Genomic DNA, 17,557 nt, shown 5'->3' with positions numbered 1-17,557 from the left:
TCGTAACTTACACGTTGGCTGGGCTTGTTCTCAGCCATTGACTGCAACGGTTAAGCAAGAAAATTATGATTAGATTTAGACAATCAAAACTGACGATATGTATCGCGGCGGCGTTGCCGATCCTATCGTACGCAAAAGACACCAGCCAGTTAGAAAAGCTGGGCAGTGACTCACTGGGTATTGAAGTTAACACGCATGAACAAACCGACAATTCTCGTATTTATCTGGAACAAGGTGCGATTTGGGTTAGCCGTGACATCATGCGCTTTGACCCAGTGTTGGATCTGAGCATCAGCAGCAATGTGGAAGTTAGAAACGGCAAACCTCTGCAAGAGATGAGTTTTGCTATCACTACCAACTTCAGCTACTACGTGGATCATTACCAGTTAGAAGTGTATCGCGGTGGCGATCGTGGTTTGGTGTCTCCGCTGGCGGTGGTGGAAGGTCAGCAATTTGCCAACGATTTCAACATCGTTTGGGATGGCAAGACCGATCAAGACTACCAATTTGAATCCAACACGCAGCTTCTGTTTCGCTTAAAAGCGTTTGATAAAGACGGCAACATGGACGTGACAAGTGTCGGTGTGATCGATCTTGTTGAACCCGATTCTGAAGTCGACATCGACAAGAATGATGGTGAAGAAGATCAAGGCCGTAAGCTCGGCAAAGCTCAGTTGATGCGCCACAACATTCCTACCTCGGCTGGTCTGGCAAGGTTTATGGGTACGGGACTAAAAGGTGTCGACAAAGTGGTGATTGGTGAAGATGAATTTGACGTAGAAGAGGGCGAGCTTTACGCCGAACAATACTTGCCAGCCGACGCCTATCTATTCCCAACTCGTGTGGTATTTGATAGCGGTGAAGAGCGACGTTACCAACTGTACGTGCGTATTCCGGATGAATATTGGGTACAAGCGGGTTTGGCGGATTTCTACATTGGTAAAAACAAAGTCACAGGTAATTCGGCAGCATTGGCGGTTGATGACCAATATCAAGATGATATCTATAACCAAGGTCGCTTAGCGTATTTTGGCCAAGGTAAGTTTGGTGACAAACTCCGAATCACCACCCACTTTGATACCAAAGAGAGTGACGTGCGAGACATGTTTAAGCACCCGTTTGCCTCTGATTCATCCAGCCTATTCGACATTCTCGAAGACGACGATGAAATGTATTATGGCAACTACGGTGACAGCTCGAACATCTACAAAGTGGTCAACACCAAAGGCAAAGTGTATCTCAACGTTGAATACGACAAATCCAACGTTTTGTGGGGGAACTACAACACAGGTATAACTGGTACTGACAACAACGATTACAACCGTAGCCTATATGGTTTCAAAGGTGACTATCGCACACGTTCTACCACCAAGTTCGGTGAAGATCGTCTTAACATCGTTGGCTTTGCCGCCGAATCGGATTCGCTGTTTGCGCACGATGAATTTTTAGGTACTGGCGGTTCGCTGTACTTCTTACGCCATGGCGAAGTTGTACCGGGCAGCGACAAAGTGATGGTTAAGGTGGTCGACCCAAACAGCGGCATCACCTTGCAAGAACTGCCGTTGCAGTCGGGACGTGACTATGAAATCGACCCATACCAAGGCCGAATTATTCTAACCAAACCACTAAACAACATCATTTCTGACAACTTTGGCTCGGTCATTAACGACTCCCCAGCTGACGGTTATGACAACTATCTTGCTGTTGATTATGAATACGTGCCTCAAGGCAGTGAAGCGCTTGGTGCAATGACCGCTGGTGGACGCGTCAAAGGTTGGGTAAACGACTACATCGGTGTAGGTGCAAACTATCAAACCGAAGAAAAAGATAACCAAGACTACGAAGCTTACGGCACAGACTTAACGTTACGAGCATCAGAAGGCACCTATTTGAAAGCCGAGTTCGGCCACAGTAAAGGTCGTCAAACCGATTCTAACTATGTCTCTTTCGATGGCGGTTTAACCTTTACGCCTATTGGCGGCAGTGCGGATGATCGTGAAGGTGACTCTTATCAAGTGAAAGGGGTGATGAACCTTTACGATATCGCCCCGAGCGTGTTTTCTGCTGTGGGTAACGATGTAAAAGCTTGGTACAAATCTAAAGATGCAGGTTACAGCTACGCAAGCCAAGATGACGATTTAGAACAAGAATCTTATGGTACGGAAATCCGTCTTCAAGCAACGGATCGTGTTGCGGTGAAAACTCGATTTACCTCGATGGAAGAGCGTGAGTCCGACGGCACACTAAGAACGGATTCTCAACAGGCAGAACTGGAAACTCAGGTCAAAGTGACCAAACACATCAAGATTTCCGCAGCAGGTAAACAAGTCGAAGAGTTAAACAACGAAGACGAAAAAGGCAAAGGCACCTTAGCGGGCCTGCGTGCCGATTACATTTGGGATAGCGACAACAATGTTTACATCAAAGGGCAAAAAACCGTTGGAAAAACAGATGAGTACGATGAGAACGACAGCGTCACTATTGGTGGTGAAACGCGTATTTTAGAAGACTTCGTCGTTGGCGCAGAATACACCACGGGCGATCGTGGCGATGCGGCTGAAGCCAGCGTGACTTATGATGTGACGGAAGACTACAGCACTTACTTAACCTATGTCGATGACAGCTACGAAGGCAAAAACAACGTGATTGTCGGTCAACGTGCAGATCTGACTTCAACGGTCGATTTCTACCAAGAAAACCAATTTGTGGATGAAGACAACGGTAAAGGTCGCATCGATTCATTCGGCTTTGGCTACGACATGAACGACGACATCGACATGGGTATCGGCTATCAGAAAGGCGAAATCAAGGATGATCAAAACATCACCACCGAGCGCCAAGCGGTGAGTGTAAGCACCTCGATTGATGTCGATGATGTGTTGTTCAAGAACAAAGTGGAATATCGTGTCGATAAGACAGATGACTCTGCTGACCCAGACAAAAAACGCATCGACCAATGGGTGACGACCAACCGTTACACCCATCATCTGACGGAAGAGTACACCTTATTCGGTAAGTTCAATTACTCACGCTCAGAAAGCAAATCGAGCGACAAAATGTTGGCTCGTTTTATTGAGTCGACCGCTGGATTGGCGTATCGCCCAATTTACAACGATCGTTTGAATTTGTTGTCGCGCTACACCTACTTAGTGGACTTCGACCAACTCAATCGCGATGTGGATTACAAAGATGAAGAAAGCCATATCATTGAAGTGGAAGGTATCTATTCACTTGATGCCAACTGGGATTTAGGCGCGAAATACGCATTCAAAAACAAGCATGAACTTTTCACTCGTCAATCGGGTGAAGACATTCCGGTTGACAGCAAAATCTCATTGTACGGCTTAAGTGCTTCTTACCGAGTGATGAAAGAGTGGGACGTGACAGGCGAGTACCATTGGAAGACCGATTCGACCTACGATGAGTTAGAGCAAGGTGCGCTGATTTCAGTGAACAAACATCTTGGCGACAACTTCAAAGTCGGCGTCGGCTATAACTTCTCAGGCTTTGACAGCAACCTTGCGAATGATGATGACTACGACGCATCAGGCGTGTTCATTAACCTAGTTGGTAAGTTATAAGAGGGCCACATGAAAACGACGATTCGCTTGTTGAGCGGCATTATGATTGGTGCATTGTTAGCAGGTTGCGCTACCGAAACTTACGTGAGCCAAGAAAACCGAGAGAAATTCGCCGATGTGAATGTCTCTAAATTTCTTATTAGTGAGTGCTTAGCGCCGCAGCGAGAAATTCATATTGCCGTTGCAGAGCACTTTGATTTCGACAAATTCAAGATTCGAGAAGCAGATGCGACAAGTCTGGATGCGTTTATTCGCGATATTCAAGGTTTAAGCGGACGCATTACCATTGTCGGTCACACTGATTACAAAGGTTCAAACGAGTACAACGACGCGCTTTCTCTGCGCCGAGCACAATCCGTTGCGGCGTACCTCAAGCAGCAGCTTGATCCCACTTTTTATGATTGGGAGATTAAGCACTTTGGCGAGACTCAACCGCTTACGCTCGATACTTCAGATCAAGCGCGTGCCGAAAACCGCCGAGCGTACGTCATGTTTGAGGAGGCGCAAAAATACGATGAGATGCCATTCTGCGAACCTCCAAAGCCAGAGCGTAAGGTTTATATGACCATGACGCCACACTTTGACTTTGATCAGTCAGAGTTGAAAGCTGAAGATCTCACTCAGCTCGATGATTTCATTGAACAGTTACAAGGGTTAGAAGGCAGCATTTTGGTTGCAGGGCACACTGATCAAGTCGGCTCGCTTTCTTACAATGAAAAATTGGCAGAGCGACGAGCTCAAACTGTGGTCGAATATCTCAAGACCAAACTTGATGCGTCGCGGCTTGTTTGGGAGGTCAAAGCGTTTGGTGAACTGCAACCGGTCATAAATCAAACGACTTCGGAAGCAAACGCACTGAATCGACGTACCTTTATCGTATTTAAAGAGAGTGAACACGGACAACTGACAGAATAATTTGTTATGGTTACCCATTACTATTCGAAAGATAATAAGTCTGTAACAAGGGAGCTGGGTAATGGAGAAAGTGCAGTTGGTCGTCGATTTTCTTCTCACGCACAAAATGCTGTTTACCACATTAATTTTGTTTTTTATGTGGTTGGTACGTCGTTCAATTTTGTCGATGATTCGCGGTGATCATGCCTTTTTAACCGAAGATCAACGCAGTTGGATGTCGAGAACCAAAAACGGTACGTTTGCGTTCACATTGCTGATCCTGTTTATCCTCTGGCAATCAGAAATCAGTGAGTTTGCGCTCAGTGTTACAGCGATTGCGGTCGCTATTGTGGTGGCATCGAAAGAAATCATTTTGTGTTTTACAGGCTCGATTCAACGTGCGAGTTCGCGCTCGTTTCGAGTGGGTGATTGGATTGAAGTGGGTAAGTTGTGTGGCGAGGTGATCGAACACAACATGATGGCGACAGTGATTCAAGAGATCGATTTGCATCACGGGCAATACCATTACACGGGTAAAACCGCGACGTTGCCTAATAGTATGTTTTTCACCTATCCGGTTAAAAACCTCAACTTCATGAAGCGTTATGTTTACCATAATTTCACGATTGTGGTGAAAGACTTCGTCAACTTGTATCCGCTACTAACACCGTTAACGGACAAAATTGATGAGCATTGCAGTTACTTTAGTGATGTGGCACATCGTTACAATGCCATGATCGAGAAGCATGCTGGCGTTGATCTGCCGGGCGCAGAGCCGCACATCCACATTTCAAGTCATATTAATGGTGAGCAGATTGTGCATGTGATGATCTTCTGCCCAACAGATAAGGCAAACCATTTAGAGCATTTGATTCGTCAGGACTTTATGGAGCTTTACGAGCAGCGTTTTCCTGCTTCGAATGATGAATCGAACGACGCTGCATTCAACTAACTCGCATGAAAAAGAAACCCGCTGCTTCGGAGTAAACTCCCAAAGAGCGGGTTTCTTTTTTCGCTTATCTTTACGCCAAGCTATCGGAACTTGCTTTTGAGCATCAGGAACAAGAAGTAGGTACTACCGATAATCGCGACTAACGTACCTGCTGCAATTTGGCTCGGGTAAATGGCGATTTGCCCTAACCAATCCGCCCAAACCATAAGCGTTGCACCAATCAAACTGCCAACGAATAATTGTTCTTTGACCTTTCTTGCTCCTAGCATCATCGCCATGTGTGGTGCGACCAAACCAACAAAGGAAACGGGGCCGACCGTCGCCGTTGAAAAGGCACACAGCAGAGCAACGATAACAAGCAAAATCGTGTTCGCAGATGATGGATTCAGCCCGCGCGCGTTAGAAAACGCTCGACCAATAGAAATCAGTGTTAGCCAACGTGACAACGCAAATACAATCGCTAAAAGCACCAACACGGAGATAAGTAACACCAATGCACTTGTGCTAGTGACGCGATACGTTGAGCCCGTGAGCCAGAGCAAGATTTTGTAACTTTCCCCAGAGCCTTGCGCCAACGCAAACTGAACGAGAGCTTGTAATAGGGCGCTAAGGGCAATACCCGAGAGTACAAAATTAGAAGGGTTAAAGTGGCTGCGTTTCCCGATAATGAGCAGCAGCATCAATACGGTCAGACTGCCCAGAAAAGCGACGCCCCAGTTAAATGCGGCGAGTACAGATCCAACCATCACACCAGTGATGATAATGGCAAAGGTTGCGCCGGATGACACACCGAGAATGTCTGGGCTCGCGAGTGGGTTGTAAACGATGCGCTGCAAAATGATCCCTGCAATGGAAAGGGCAACGCCTACTGAAATCGCACTGATCATGCGTGGCCACCGCAGTTGCCATTGGAACTCGCCAGGAATCGCAAACTCAATACCACTGATACTGTGCGTAACAAATGAGTACGCCAGAATGCCGATGATCCCCATTGATGCAATGCCCCAAACTGCTGCGTTCGATAGGGCCGTTTTCCCTTGGCTCATCGACAGGTTCAGCTGATCCGTAGCTGTCAGTTTCTTGCGAGTAAACCAGATCAAAGCAGGTGCACCAATGGCCGCCGCCGCCACACCGCTTGGGATGGTTTCTTCTAACAACAAACTGAGATAAATCGCCGCAGAATCGGTGATAAGCAGCAACGCAGCGCCAAGCAACATGCTGCTGATGAGTTCATCGCGTGGCGTTCTCGCTCCCATTGCACGGGCGATGTTTGGTGTTAACAAGCCGATAAAACTGATGATACCAACCGCAGTGATTGAGGCTGATACTAGCCAAATACCCATCACCATTAACGCCCCAAACGCGGGTAATACCGCTAAGCCTCGGGCTGCTGCGCCTTCTTGTCCCAGTTTCATTAGGGTCAGAATGCGTGGTGCGACAAGCAAAATGACGATTGCGACAGTAGAACGTGGCAGCAACCATTCAAACCAATCCCAACTGTATTGTGAAAGGTCGCCCGCTCCCCACATAAAGATGTTTTGAGCAAACTGTGCATTGAGAATAATTAGAGCTGTCGCGATGGAGCCAAGCAAAATGTTGATGACCATACCGGAGACCACCAAGGGTAACCCCGTCATATTGCGCACACCAGCGATCGAAATGATCAAACCAAACGCCACCAAAGCACCTGCCATTGCAGCGAAAGCGGAATAGTCGGCCACCCAGTCAATAAACCAAATGTTAACGATGACCAATGCAAGCCAAGCACCGGAAGAGGTGCCTAAGGTTAGCGGTGAGGTGAGGTTGTTTTGCGTTAACTGTTGCATCAAGCTACCAGTCAGCCCGAGCATTGCACCAACCAATAACGTGATGCTCAATCGAGGTAACTGAGACTGCATAAAGAAAACGTCACGAAATTCGCTGGCGCTTTCTGGTTGAGTGAACAACTGCCATTGTTCACTCAACGACAAGCTCGTATCAATTTGTAAGCTCAATAGGCTAAGCAACGCAATCAGCGCGGCATAGCCAATGTACGGTTTCGTTCTCATTGTTTTGGTGCCAGTTCAATTAAGCTGTCGGTAATGGCTTCTGCCATGTATTGCAAAGACATCGCGCCGCCGTAGGCCCACACCGCTCTTACCGAATTTACGCGCTGTTTTTTCACGAATGGCATCGCTTGCCAAAGTGGTGAGCTGTTCAACTTGCTCTCTTGTGGGAAAGGCTGCACGTAAAGTACGTAGCTTTGTTCAAGGTTTTGTAAGCGGTTGATGCGATCTTGTTTGATGCCCCAAGCGCGCGCAGAGACTTGGATAGGGTTGGTTAACCCAAGCTGCTCAACCACATAGTCAGTGGTCGAATTTTCCGTTGATAGCAGAACAGAATTGGGTGTCGAGAAGCGCATCACCAACACGTCTAATGGGGCAGAATAATGCTGACGAATCTTGTCACGCAGTTGTTTGAATGAGTCATTGAGTTTTGCCAGTTTTTGTTCCGCTAACTCTTGTTTATCAAACAGCGCACCTAGCGTACGAAAATGCTTGATTGCGGTTTGAGCCGCGGCTTCGTTTTGCGAAAAATTCGGCAAATACACCACCGGCGCGATTTGTCTGAGCAGGGGAATCAAATCTTGCTGGGGAGAAGCTGCTAGGATCACATCGGGTTTCAAACTCGCGATTTTCTCTAAATTAGGTTCGGCGCGAGTGCCGATATCCTCAATGGATTCTGGTGCGTAAGGATTCACTACCCACTGGCGATAACCCGGCAAGTTAGGCGCAGCAATGGGCTCGATGTCCAACGCGAGCACTTGCTCCAAAATGTCCCAGTTGAGAACCACGACGCGTTGCGGTACTTGCTCAAAAGTCACCGCGCCGTACGCATCATGAACGGTAATGTCTGCGTTCGCACGTGCAATCATCACTGTGAAAAGTAGCGTCGTGCAGCTTAGTTGTTTGAGAAATCGAACCATCATGCACATACCACCGCCACCTTCTGGCTAGCAAGTGTGTCCGCGGGCGTTGGATGGTCAATGAGCTTAATAGGTGATTCGTAAAGTGCAGACAAACGCGCTTCATCAAGCAGCATTTCGGCGTTGCCTTCAAAGGCAATTTGACCTTTTTTGAGCGCAACTATGTGGGTTGCGTAGCGCAGTGCTAAGTTCAAATCGTGCAGGATCACGATAATGCCTACGTTCTCGGTTCGATTCAGCTCTGCCAGTAGCGCCATCAGTTGAAATTGATGGTGAACATCGAGCGCGGAGGTCGGTTCATCTAGGATCAAAATCGGTGATTGTTGAGCCAACAGCATCGACACCCAAGCGCGTTGGCGCTCGCCGCCCGATAAATCGTCCGCTAATGCTTGAGCAAACGGAGCTACGCCAGTGCGAGCCATGGCTTCAGCGATAATCTGTTTGTCTTCAGGTTTCCAACGACCAAGTGCGCCACGCCACGGAAAGCGGCCTAAGCGCACTAGCTCTTCTACTGTTAAACCTGCCGAGGAGGGCAGCTTTTGTGGCAAATAGGCTATCTGCTTTGCCAGCTCTTTGGTTTTGAGTGATGAAAGGGAAGTGTCGTTTAATGCTACCGTGCCTTTATCTGGTGACATTTGACCAGAAAGCAGGTTCACCAGTGTCGATTTGCCTGAACCGTTATGGCCCAAAACGACAGTCAGTTCATTCGTCGGGATGTTAAGTTGGTCGATGCCGAGGATCTGACGTCCACCTCGAACGATCTCAATATTAGACAGTTGAAACATGGATGGCTCTCAGGAGAAAACTCCCCTCAAGAGAGGGGAGTCGAAAGTTCAATTACCAGCGGTAGTTTGCGTTTAGCATGACAGAGCGAGACTGGCCGTAGTAACACCAGTAATCGCAACCTGATACAAATTCTTTATCCAGAATGTTGTTCACGTTTAGCTGTGCTTGCCACTGTGAAGTGATGTCGTAAATGACCGACGCATCCCAAAGAGTCACTGAAGGAACAGTTAGGTTCGAGCTCTTAGGGTTATCTTTAGATTCGCCCACATAACGGACACCAGTACCGATGTTTAGGCCTGGAATTAAGCTGTACGCGCTGTAGTCTACCCATGCCGAAGCTTGGTGTTCAGGAATAAGCGCGGCTTGTTTTTTGCCTTTGCCAAAGCTTTCGTCTGTTTTCGCTTTGGTGTAGGTGTAGCTTGCCATCAGTTTTAGATCGTCGGTTAGCTGCGCCGTGCTTTCAAGCTCAATACCTTGAGAAGTCACTTCACCCGTTTGTGTCGCGATCCATGTTGATGGGTTGGTCACCAACGCGTTCTTTTGCGTAATGTCGAACCATGCTAGGTTGATAAAGCCATCCATAAAGCTTGGCTCATACTTCACACCCACTTCTACTTGCTCGCCTTCTAGCGGTTTGTATAGTTCATTGGTTGCCGCATCAATGGTGCTGATCACTTCAAACGATTGAGAGTAGTTTGCGTAAGGTGACAAACCATTGTTTGCAAGGAACATCACACCCGCGCTGAGAGACAGCTGACCATCATCACGAGATTCGTTTTGATCAACGCCTGCGCCTTTGCCAGAGTTTTCTGTTTTCACCCAGTCGTAACGAGCCCCCACGTTACCAATCCATTGCTCATGCAGTTTCAATTGGTATTGTGAGTAGACACTTGCTTGAGATTTCTCAATCTCACGTTTCACGTTCTTTGAAGGATCAAGTGGATTGAAGTTACCGTAAACTGGGTTCCACGGGTTGATGGTGCCAAACGCGTAGTTGTCCTGTTCGTCGCCATCGGTTTTGTGAAATTGCAGATCCATACCGACGAGCACTGTGTGTTCTGCGTTATCTGTCATCCAGTTGCCGACAGCATTGTTATCGAACGTGATGCTCTGGTTTTTGCCGTCACGGAATACGATGCCTTGCGTTAATTCTTCTTTCGCCGGATCGTTGTTTGAGAACGCGTAAGAGCTGCGCAAGTACAACTCATTCGAACCGTAGTTGAGGTTTTGCGAGAATGACCACGTGTCATTGATGTCGTGCTCGAGCAAGTAACCTAGAGAGAACTGCGTGCGTTCGTATTTATCGTAGTTTGGCTGACCAAGGTTAGTCGAAGGATCGATTTTGCCAAAGTTAGAACCAATCAGAGTACCTGCCGCTGGGAAAAATGGGTTGGTTGGCACACCGTCATCACGAAGGTAAGTAGCCAAAACGGTCAGCATTGTACGGTCAGAAATGTCGAACTCGACGCTTGGCGCTAGATAAAAACGCTCGTTGTTGGTGCCGTCCAGTTCGCCATCTTGGTTTGTCATCAGGCCAACCAAACGGTAGCGGATTGTGCCATCGTCGTTTGCTTCATCAGCAATGTCAAAACCCACCGACTGGTGTTGGTTGTTGCCCACTTCCACTTTTACTTCGCCTTGAGGCGTAAACGTTGGTTTTTTCTGTACTGCATTCACGATACCGCCTGGTGCCGATTCACCAAACAGAATAGCTGATGGGCCTTTAACCACTTCCACACTTTCTAGGCCGTAAGGTTCGACCAACCATGTGTAGTAACCGTCGCGGAATAGGCGGTTGCCGTTTAGGTAAGTCGCAGCATCAAAACCGCGCACTTTGAACCAATCGGTGTCGTTGTCGGCGCCATAAGGCTGAGCGGTTACGCCAGATGTGTAGCGTAATGCTTCGTCCAATTTTTGCGGTGCACGAACGCGAAGTTCGTCTTCAGAGATAATAGAAACGCTGCGTGGTGTTTCTGCCGCTGGTGTTTCTACTTTTAACGCTTGTGCTGTGACGGTGATGGTTTCCATCGCGGTAACGTCATCTTGTGCGTTCGCTGAAAGCGCAACCGCTGCTACTGTAGGCGCAACCGCGCAAACCATTGCTTTACGGATCGCAACGGTCAGTAAGTTATTTTTCGTCATAAATACATTCCCGATAATTATATTTAACAAGAAGCTTAATTGTAATTATTATCATTTGAACTTTTGTTTCGGTATTTTACTGACTTTCGTATCAAAAGATAGTAAAACGTCCGCAAATTTATTCGCGGTAACCAAAGTAGTTGTTATGTTTAATTGGTTTGAAAAACTGACCCAACCCTTTCCCCAGATGGAAACCGAAAAGCCACCGAAGACGCTTTTTGGCTTCTGTCGCTTTTACACTCGTGGCTTTGAAGCCCCTTTACTTGTCATGGCGATATTCAGTGCATTGATTGCGGTGACGGAAGTGACGCTCTTACGTTACATGGGCGAATTGGTGGATATTCTTGCCAACCAAGACCGTGCAACATTCTGGGTGGATCAAGGCGATCGCATGATGATGATGGTGTTGCTTGTTGTCGTTGTGATGCCGTGTTTAGGCTTTGTGCACTCGATGGTGATGCACCAAACGTTATTGGGAAACTACCCAATGTCTATCCGTTGGTTGATACATCGTTACTTGCTGAAACAAGCGGTTGGCTTTTTCCAACGAGACTTTGCAGGCCGAGTCGCGACCAAAGTGATGCAAAGCGCGTTAGCGGTACGAGAAACAGTGATGAAGCTGGTGGATGTACTGGTTTACATCAGCGTTTATTTTCTGTCGATGATTTGGATGATGGGCGAGGCAGATGGCTTGTTGATGCTGCCGATTGTGGTCTGGTTAGGCATTTATGTTCTGATCCAGTTCTACTTTATCCCACGAATGAAGCAGGTTGCGACAGATCAAGCGGACGCTCGCTCGGTTATGACCGGACGCATTGTGGATTCTTATACCAACATTTCTACCGTGAAATTGTTCGCGCACTCGCAACGAGAGTTGGAATACGCAGAAAGCAGCATGAAGCAGTTTTTGGTGACGGTTTACCGCCAAATGCGCATGGTGACTTGTTTGCTGTTCAGTGTCGATGCCATCAACTATTTATTGCTTCTGTCTATCAGCGCTATCTCGGTTTACCTCTGGTTAGACGAGGCCGTGACGATTGGTGCCATTGCGATTGCCATCAGTATTGCGTTGCGTGTGCAAGGTATGTCGAAGTGGATCATGTGGGAAGTTAGCGCGCTGTTTGAAAACATTGGCACGGTAGTGGACGGCATCAATACGATTTCAAACGACGTTGAAGTGAAAGACGTGCCAAATGCCAAGCCTCTGAAAATCTCGCGAGGTGAGATCTGTTTCGACAACGTAGGTTTTAACTACAGTGACGAGAAGGCAGTATTTGAGAACTTGAACCTGACCATCAAACCGGGCGAAAAAGTCGGTATTGTCGGTCGCTCTGGGGCAGGTAAATCCACGTTGGTTAACCTGTTGCTGCGTTTTTACGATGTGAATACGGGTAAGATTTGTATTGATGGGCAGGACATTTCGCAAGTCGAACAAGAGTCGCTGCGTCAACATATCGGTATGATCACGCAGGACACTTCTTTGCTGCATCGCTCAATTAAAGAGAACATTCTTTACGGTGATCCAAGCGCTTCAATGGAGGCTGTGATTAACGCCGCTGAAAAAGCACACGCGCATGACTTCATCCAAACGTTAAAAGATGAACAAGGCAATGCCGGCTACGATGTTGAAGTGGGTGAGCGCGGCGTGAAGTTGTCTGGCGGTCAGCGTCAACGAGTGGCGATTGCTCGCGTGCTGTTGAAAAACGCGCCAATTTTGATCATGGACGAAGCTACGTCTGCACTTGATTCGGAAGTGGAGTCGGCAATTCAAGAAAACCTTGAAGTTCTGATGGAAGGAAAAACAGTGATCGCGATTGCTCACCGTTTATCAACGATTGCCGCGATGGATCGTTTGATTGTAATGGATGACGGCAAAATTATTGAGCAAGGCTCGCATCACGAACTGCTGCAATTGGGTGGTGTTTACGCTCAGTTGTGGAAGCATCAAACCGGCGGCTTTTTGTCTGAGCAAGGTGATGCTCAACTGCAAGTCATCTAATATGACGCTACACGAAAGAGGAGCAAATGCTCCTCTTTTTTGTGTCTGTCGTTTATACCGAGTGGGTGGCGTCAATGGGTAACGTTAACTTGTGATTATTCATTGAGTTAGACCAACTTAGTGATGGTTATGTTTATAACTGACTGTCGTTATTGAATTTTTTACGCTTTTTTTACGCGAACTCCGAATGGGCTTTTGCTAAAGTTTCTGCATCGAATTTTGGTTGATGTACTTTATGTTTGCTCATTGGCGAGATAACACATTTCTTTTTTCTGCCATCGTGATTGTTGGCGCGGTTGTGGCCTCATGGCTGTTAGACCAACTGTTTGGCTCTACGGCTGCCGTCCTGCTAATTTTGCAGTTAGCAGTCGTGGTGGTGGCATTTCAATGCAACTCGCGATTCGCTTATGCGGCGGCGGTGATCGAAGCGCTGAGCTTCAACTTCTTTTTCACGACGCCTCGTTATTCTTTGCAGATGTTTCGTCCGGAAGACATTTTTAATCTAGTCGTGTTTATGGTGGTGGCATTTATCACCAGTACCTTTGCGGATCTCTATCGTCGCCAGCAGGGCGAGTTAAAACAAACCAAGCTGCAAAACAGCATCCTGCTATCGGTGTCCCACGACCTACGCACGCCGCTGGCAACCATTATTGGAACACTGACCACACTCAACGAGTACATGCCCAAGCTCAATGACTTAGAGCGCAAAGAATTGCTCGACAGTGCGACTTCAGAAAGCCACCGCTTGCATCAATATATAGAGAACCTCTTACAGGCGACTAAGCTCCAACACGGCACATTAAAAATTACCAAAAAAGATGAGCCTATTGCGAATATTGTGCGGGATGCGGTTTCTCGTTTGCCGAGTTACACCGAGAAAGTGTCCATGAATATGGATGATGCCGTTGGCTATTTGTCAGTAAGTCGTTCGCTCATCGAACAAGCGATTTTTAATGTGTTGGATAATGCCATGCGATTTTCGCCAGAGAATGAATCTGTTGAGGTTTCTCTTTCTAAGCAGGGTTCGTCGTGCGTGATTGATGTTCGGGACATGGGGATTGGCATCAAAGCTGAAGATGCGGAAAAAATATTCAGCCTTTTCTATTCCGGCGAGAACAACAAATCGGCCGATTCAGGCACCGGAATGGGACTCGCGGTTGCCAAAGGCATCATCACCGCACACCAAGGAGAGATTCAATCTATGCCAGTATCAGAAGGGACGCTGATCCGCATTCGACTTCCACTCAATCAAGGAGCAGAGCAGGCGTGAGTTACAAAGTGTTAGTCGTGGACGATGAGCCTCGCATTCATACCTTTATTCGAATTTCGCTGTCTGCTGAAGGGTTTGATTACATTGGCGCGAGTACCATTGCCGAAGCCAAGGCGTGTTTCGAAGCGCATTCGCCACACGTAATTCTGCTAGATTTAGGCTTGCCCGACGGCGATGGAACGGAGTTTCTCACTACGCTTCGTCAGACGTATAAAACGCCAGTGTTAGTGCTGACAGCTCGCGATCAAGAAGAGGAAAAAATTCGCCTTTTAGAAGCGGGCGCGAATGATTACTTGAGCAAGCCTTTTGGCGTAAAAGAGCTCATCGCGCGCATCAAAGTGCTGGTTCGAGATTTGGTGGATGAGCAAACCGTCGCTGATGAGCTGGTGGCTGGCCGAGTCAAAATCATCAAAAGTACTCACCAATTTTGGTTGGATCAGAGGGAAATTCCACTCACCAAGAAAGAGTTTTCTTTCATTGAACAATTGATTCTCAAGCCGGGAAAACTCATTGAGCAAACTCATTTGCTAGCGGTGATTTGGGGAAAAAGTCATGTCGAAGATACTCACTACTTACGCGTGTTAGTGAGTCAACTACGCAAAAAACTGAACGATAGTGCTGACGAGCAGCGGCTATTAAAAACCGAGCCGGGGCTGGGTTACCGTTTAGTGTTTGAGGCGTCCAAGCACCACTAAATTCCAAATTTAATCAACGTTAATGCCAAGGTTTAGTGCTGGTTATCGGCACTCGAACAGGATTCGTGTTGCCTATTTTTCGTGACGGAAAATCTGTCTAGCCCTTAGCAGCGCATTAGCATTTTCTATACATAAAACACAGTTAGGTATTGATATGGCTCACTTTACAGTAATTGGTTTAGGGCGATTTGGCGTTGCCGCTAGCTTAGAACTTATTCATCTTGGACACACCGTAACGGGGGTGGATAGCGACCCGAAAATCGTCGAAAAATACGTCGAAGAGTTAACGCAAGCGGTTATATGTGACGCGACAGACGAAGGTGCGCTCAGAGAATTAGCGTTAGCGAACAGTGATGTGGTGTTGGTGGCGATTGGCGAAGACATGCAAGCCAGTTTGTTGTGTACGTTGGCGCTGAAAAATCTGGGTGTGAAATCCATTTGGGTCAAAGCGAGCACCAAAGCGCACCACACCATCGTATCTAAGCTGGGTGTACAACGCATTATTCATCCGGAAGAGGAGATGGGCGTAAGAGTCGCGCAGGCACTCAACTATCCGATGGTGAACAACTATTTGGAAATGGGGCATGGTTTGTATGTGGTGGAAATCCACGTTAAATCCAATCTGCACGATAAGCCGCTTTCTAAGTTGATCAGCCGAGGCAGTTACAACATTCAGCCTATCTTGGTGAAGCGCGAAGAAGCCGTCTACACCAATATCAATGATGAGTTTGTGCTTAATGAGTTCGACACGCTGTTGCTTTGTGGTAGTCGCGCTGAGCTGAAATACGTCGCTCCGAGGTTGGTGTAACATGGTTTTGTGGCATCCCTCTATTATCCCAATCGAGCGAAAACCTAAAGCGGGTAAAAAATTGTTGGGCGCACCGCCATTGATACTTAGCCTCAGTTTTGCGTGCTTGATCATGCTCGGCACAGTTTTACTCAAACTGCCGATTGCCACCACAGAGCCCATCACTTGGATTCAAAGCCTGTTTACTGCGACATCGGCCATTACGGTGACGGGATTAGTTGTGGTAGACACGGGCACGGCGTTTACGCCTTTTGGGAAAGTGGTTATTGCTTTCCTGATTCAATGTGGTGGCCTAGGTTTAATGACGTTTGCCATCGTGACTTTGCTGGCTCTGGGCGGAAAAATAGGCTTTTTGGAGCGAGCCGTCGCGAGAGAGGCGTTCAACCAAACTGACTCGTCGACACTCATTGCCACTGCTAAATCTGTATTGATGTTCGCTCTGCTCGTTGAACTTATTGGTTTCACTATTTTGAGCGTTTATTGGAGTGAAGAGCTGGGCTGGAAAACCAGTCTGTTCCATGGTTTCTTCTACACCATCAGTGCGTTTAACAATGCAGGTTTTGCGTTGAGTGCCGATAGCTTAATGCCTTACGTGGACGACCCGGTCGTTAACTTCACCATTACCAGTTTGTTTATTATTGGTGGTTTAGGCTTCTCGGTTTGGATTGACTTAAAACGCAATCGCCGTTGGCACCGACTCACCGTTTACAGTCGAATGATGATCTTAGGCACGATGATCATTAACGTGGTGGCACTTATCGCGATTTACCTGATTGAATATGACAACCCCAACACGCTTGCCCCGTTGAGCGAAGCAGGGAAATGGTGGGCATCGTGGTTTCAAGCGGTGACGCCAAGAACGGCAGGGTTCAACACTTTAGCTATCGATCAGTTGGAAGATGCCACAACGGCGATCATTCTGGTGTTGATGTTTATCGGCGGTGGATCATTGAGCACGGCAAGTGGTATTAAAGTTGTGACATTTATGGTGTTAGTCTTGGCAACTTACAGTTATTTGCGTCGTGATGAAGCAACCTATGCCTTTCAACGCGAGATTCCCAAAGAGACCATCAGTAAGGCATTGGCGCTGACTCTGATCTCGGTGGGTGTGACTTGGTTTGCCATATTCACGCTGTTACTGACAGAGAAAGCGTCTATGTTAGACATTATCTTCGAAGCAGTCTCGGCGCTAGGTACGGTTGGGTTATCGCGAGGCTTGACGGGCAGTTTGTCCGAACCGGGTGAGTTAGTGATCATCTTCATGATGTTTATGGGACGATTAGGGCCCCTTACTTTGGCGTACTTCTTAGCCAGTCCAAGAAAGAAAAAAGCGCGTTACGCGAGCACTAAACTGGCAATAGGATGATGAAACCGATGCGGCGGCAAAGCATGTGGATGGCATGCTTTGCTGTTTGCTTGTGCATAGCATTATTACTAAGTTGTTCATCGAAAGTTATATAAAAAG

At 47.4% G+C, this 17,557-nt stretch carries 12 protein-coding genes; 8 read left to right on the top strand and 4 right to left on the bottom strand.

Features of this window, described 5'->3' with window-relative positions:
* The first annotated feature begins 65 nt into the window (after positions 1 to 65).
* The 3 genes from DYB02_RS18705 (at position 66) to DYB02_RS18695 (ending at position 5,427) form a co-directional block, all read left to right on the top strand.
* The gene (locus DYB02_RS18705) at positions 66 to 3,581 is read left to right on the top strand and encodes a hypothetical protein (RefSeq protein ID WP_029803899.1); all 3,516 of its coding nucleotides are present in this window, start codon (positions 66 to 68) and stop codon (positions 3,579 to 3,581) included.
* A 9-nt stretch (positions 3,582 to 3,590) separates the two neighbouring features.
* The gene (locus DYB02_RS18700; protein WP_029803901.1) at positions 3,591 to 4,496 is read left to right on the top strand and encodes an OmpA family protein; all 906 of its coding nucleotides are present in this window, start codon (positions 3,591 to 3,593) and stop codon (positions 4,494 to 4,496) included.
* Positions 4,497 to 4,557: 61 nt separating this feature from the next.
* On the top strand, positions 4,558 to 5,427 hold the full coding sequence (locus tag DYB02_RS18695) for a mechanosensitive ion channel family protein (protein WP_005463003.1): 870 nt from the start codon (positions 4,558 to 4,560) through the stop codon (positions 5,425 to 5,427).
* A gap of 80 nt (positions 5,428 to 5,507) precedes the next feature.
* Here the strand turns inward: DYB02_RS18695 and fhuB are convergent, their stop codons facing one another.
* The 4 genes from fhuB to DYB02_RS18675 are packed head-to-tail and all read right to left on the bottom strand — an operon-like array spanning position 5,508 to position 11,320.
* Positions 5,508 to 7,475 carry a Fe(3+)-hydroxamate ABC transporter permease FhuB gene (fhuB, locus tag DYB02_RS18690; protein ID WP_029845851.1) on the bottom strand — a complete coding sequence of 656 codons (1,968 nt, stop codon included), beginning with the start codon at positions 7,473 to 7,475 and terminating at the stop codon, positions 5,508 to 5,510.
* Entirely contained in the window at positions 7,472 to 8,401 is a 930-nt protein-coding gene (locus DYB02_RS18685) for an iron-siderophore ABC transporter substrate-binding protein (RefSeq protein WP_005463014.1), read from the bottom strand. Before DYB02_RS18685 ends, fhuB begins: the two co-directional genes overlap by 4 nt.
* Positions 8,392 to 9,177, bottom strand: coding sequence for an ABC transporter ATP-binding protein (locus tag DYB02_RS18680; protein WP_005478119.1), 786 nt, complete (start codon positions 9,175 to 9,177; stop codon positions 8,392 to 8,394). Before DYB02_RS18680 ends, DYB02_RS18685 begins: the two co-directional genes overlap by 10 nt.
* A 52-nt stretch (positions 9,178 to 9,229) precedes the next feature.
* Positions 9,230 to 11,320: a TonB-dependent siderophore receptor gene (locus tag DYB02_RS18675; protein WP_029805513.1), complete on the bottom strand. Its 2,091-nt coding sequence runs from the start codon at positions 11,318 to 11,320 to the stop codon at positions 9,230 to 9,232.
* Between the two features lie 145 nt (positions 11,321 to 11,465).
* On the opposite strand from DYB02_RS18675, the gene DYB02_RS18670 reads away from it, so the two are divergent.
* The 5 genes from DYB02_RS18670 (at position 11,466) to DYB02_RS18650 (ending at position 17,458) form a co-directional block, all read left to right on the top strand.
* Entirely contained in the window at positions 11,466 to 13,319 is a 1,854-nt protein-coding gene (locus tag DYB02_RS18670) for an ABC transporter ATP-binding protein (RefSeq protein ID WP_029805512.1), read from the top strand.
* Between the two features lie 235 nt (positions 13,320 to 13,554).
* Positions 13,555 to 14,589, top strand: coding sequence for a sensor histidine kinase (locus tag DYB02_RS18665; protein ID WP_029805511.1), 1,035 nt, complete (start codon positions 13,555 to 13,557; stop codon positions 14,587 to 14,589).
* Positions 14,586 to 15,284 (top strand): response regulator transcription factor, encoded by a 699-nt coding sequence (locus DYB02_RS18660; RefSeq protein WP_029805509.1) that lies wholly within the window; start codon positions 14,586 to 14,588, stop codon positions 15,282 to 15,284. The genes DYB02_RS18665 and DYB02_RS18660 overlap by 4 nt, the downstream gene beginning before the upstream one ends.
* A gap of 154 nt (positions 15,285 to 15,438) precedes the next feature.
* On the top strand, positions 15,439 to 16,092 hold the full coding sequence (locus DYB02_RS18655; RefSeq protein ID WP_029805507.1) for a potassium channel family protein: 654 nt from the start codon (positions 15,439 to 15,441) through the stop codon (positions 16,090 to 16,092).
* Position 16,093: 1 nt separating this feature from the next.
* Positions 16,094 to 17,458, top strand: coding sequence for a TrkH family potassium uptake protein (locus DYB02_RS18650; RefSeq protein ID WP_029805506.1), 1,365 nt, complete (start codon positions 16,094 to 16,096; stop codon positions 17,456 to 17,458).
* Positions 17,459 to 17,557: the final 99 nt, after the last annotated feature.

Origin of the sequence: Vibrio parahaemolyticus, from assembly GCF_900460535.1 — a bacterium.
In the GTDB taxonomy this organism is placed as follows: Bacteria; Pseudomonadota; Gammaproteobacteria; order Enterobacterales; family Vibrionaceae; genus Vibrio; species Vibrio parahaemolyticus.
This window is presented reverse-complemented; position numbering and strand designations above follow the sequence as displayed.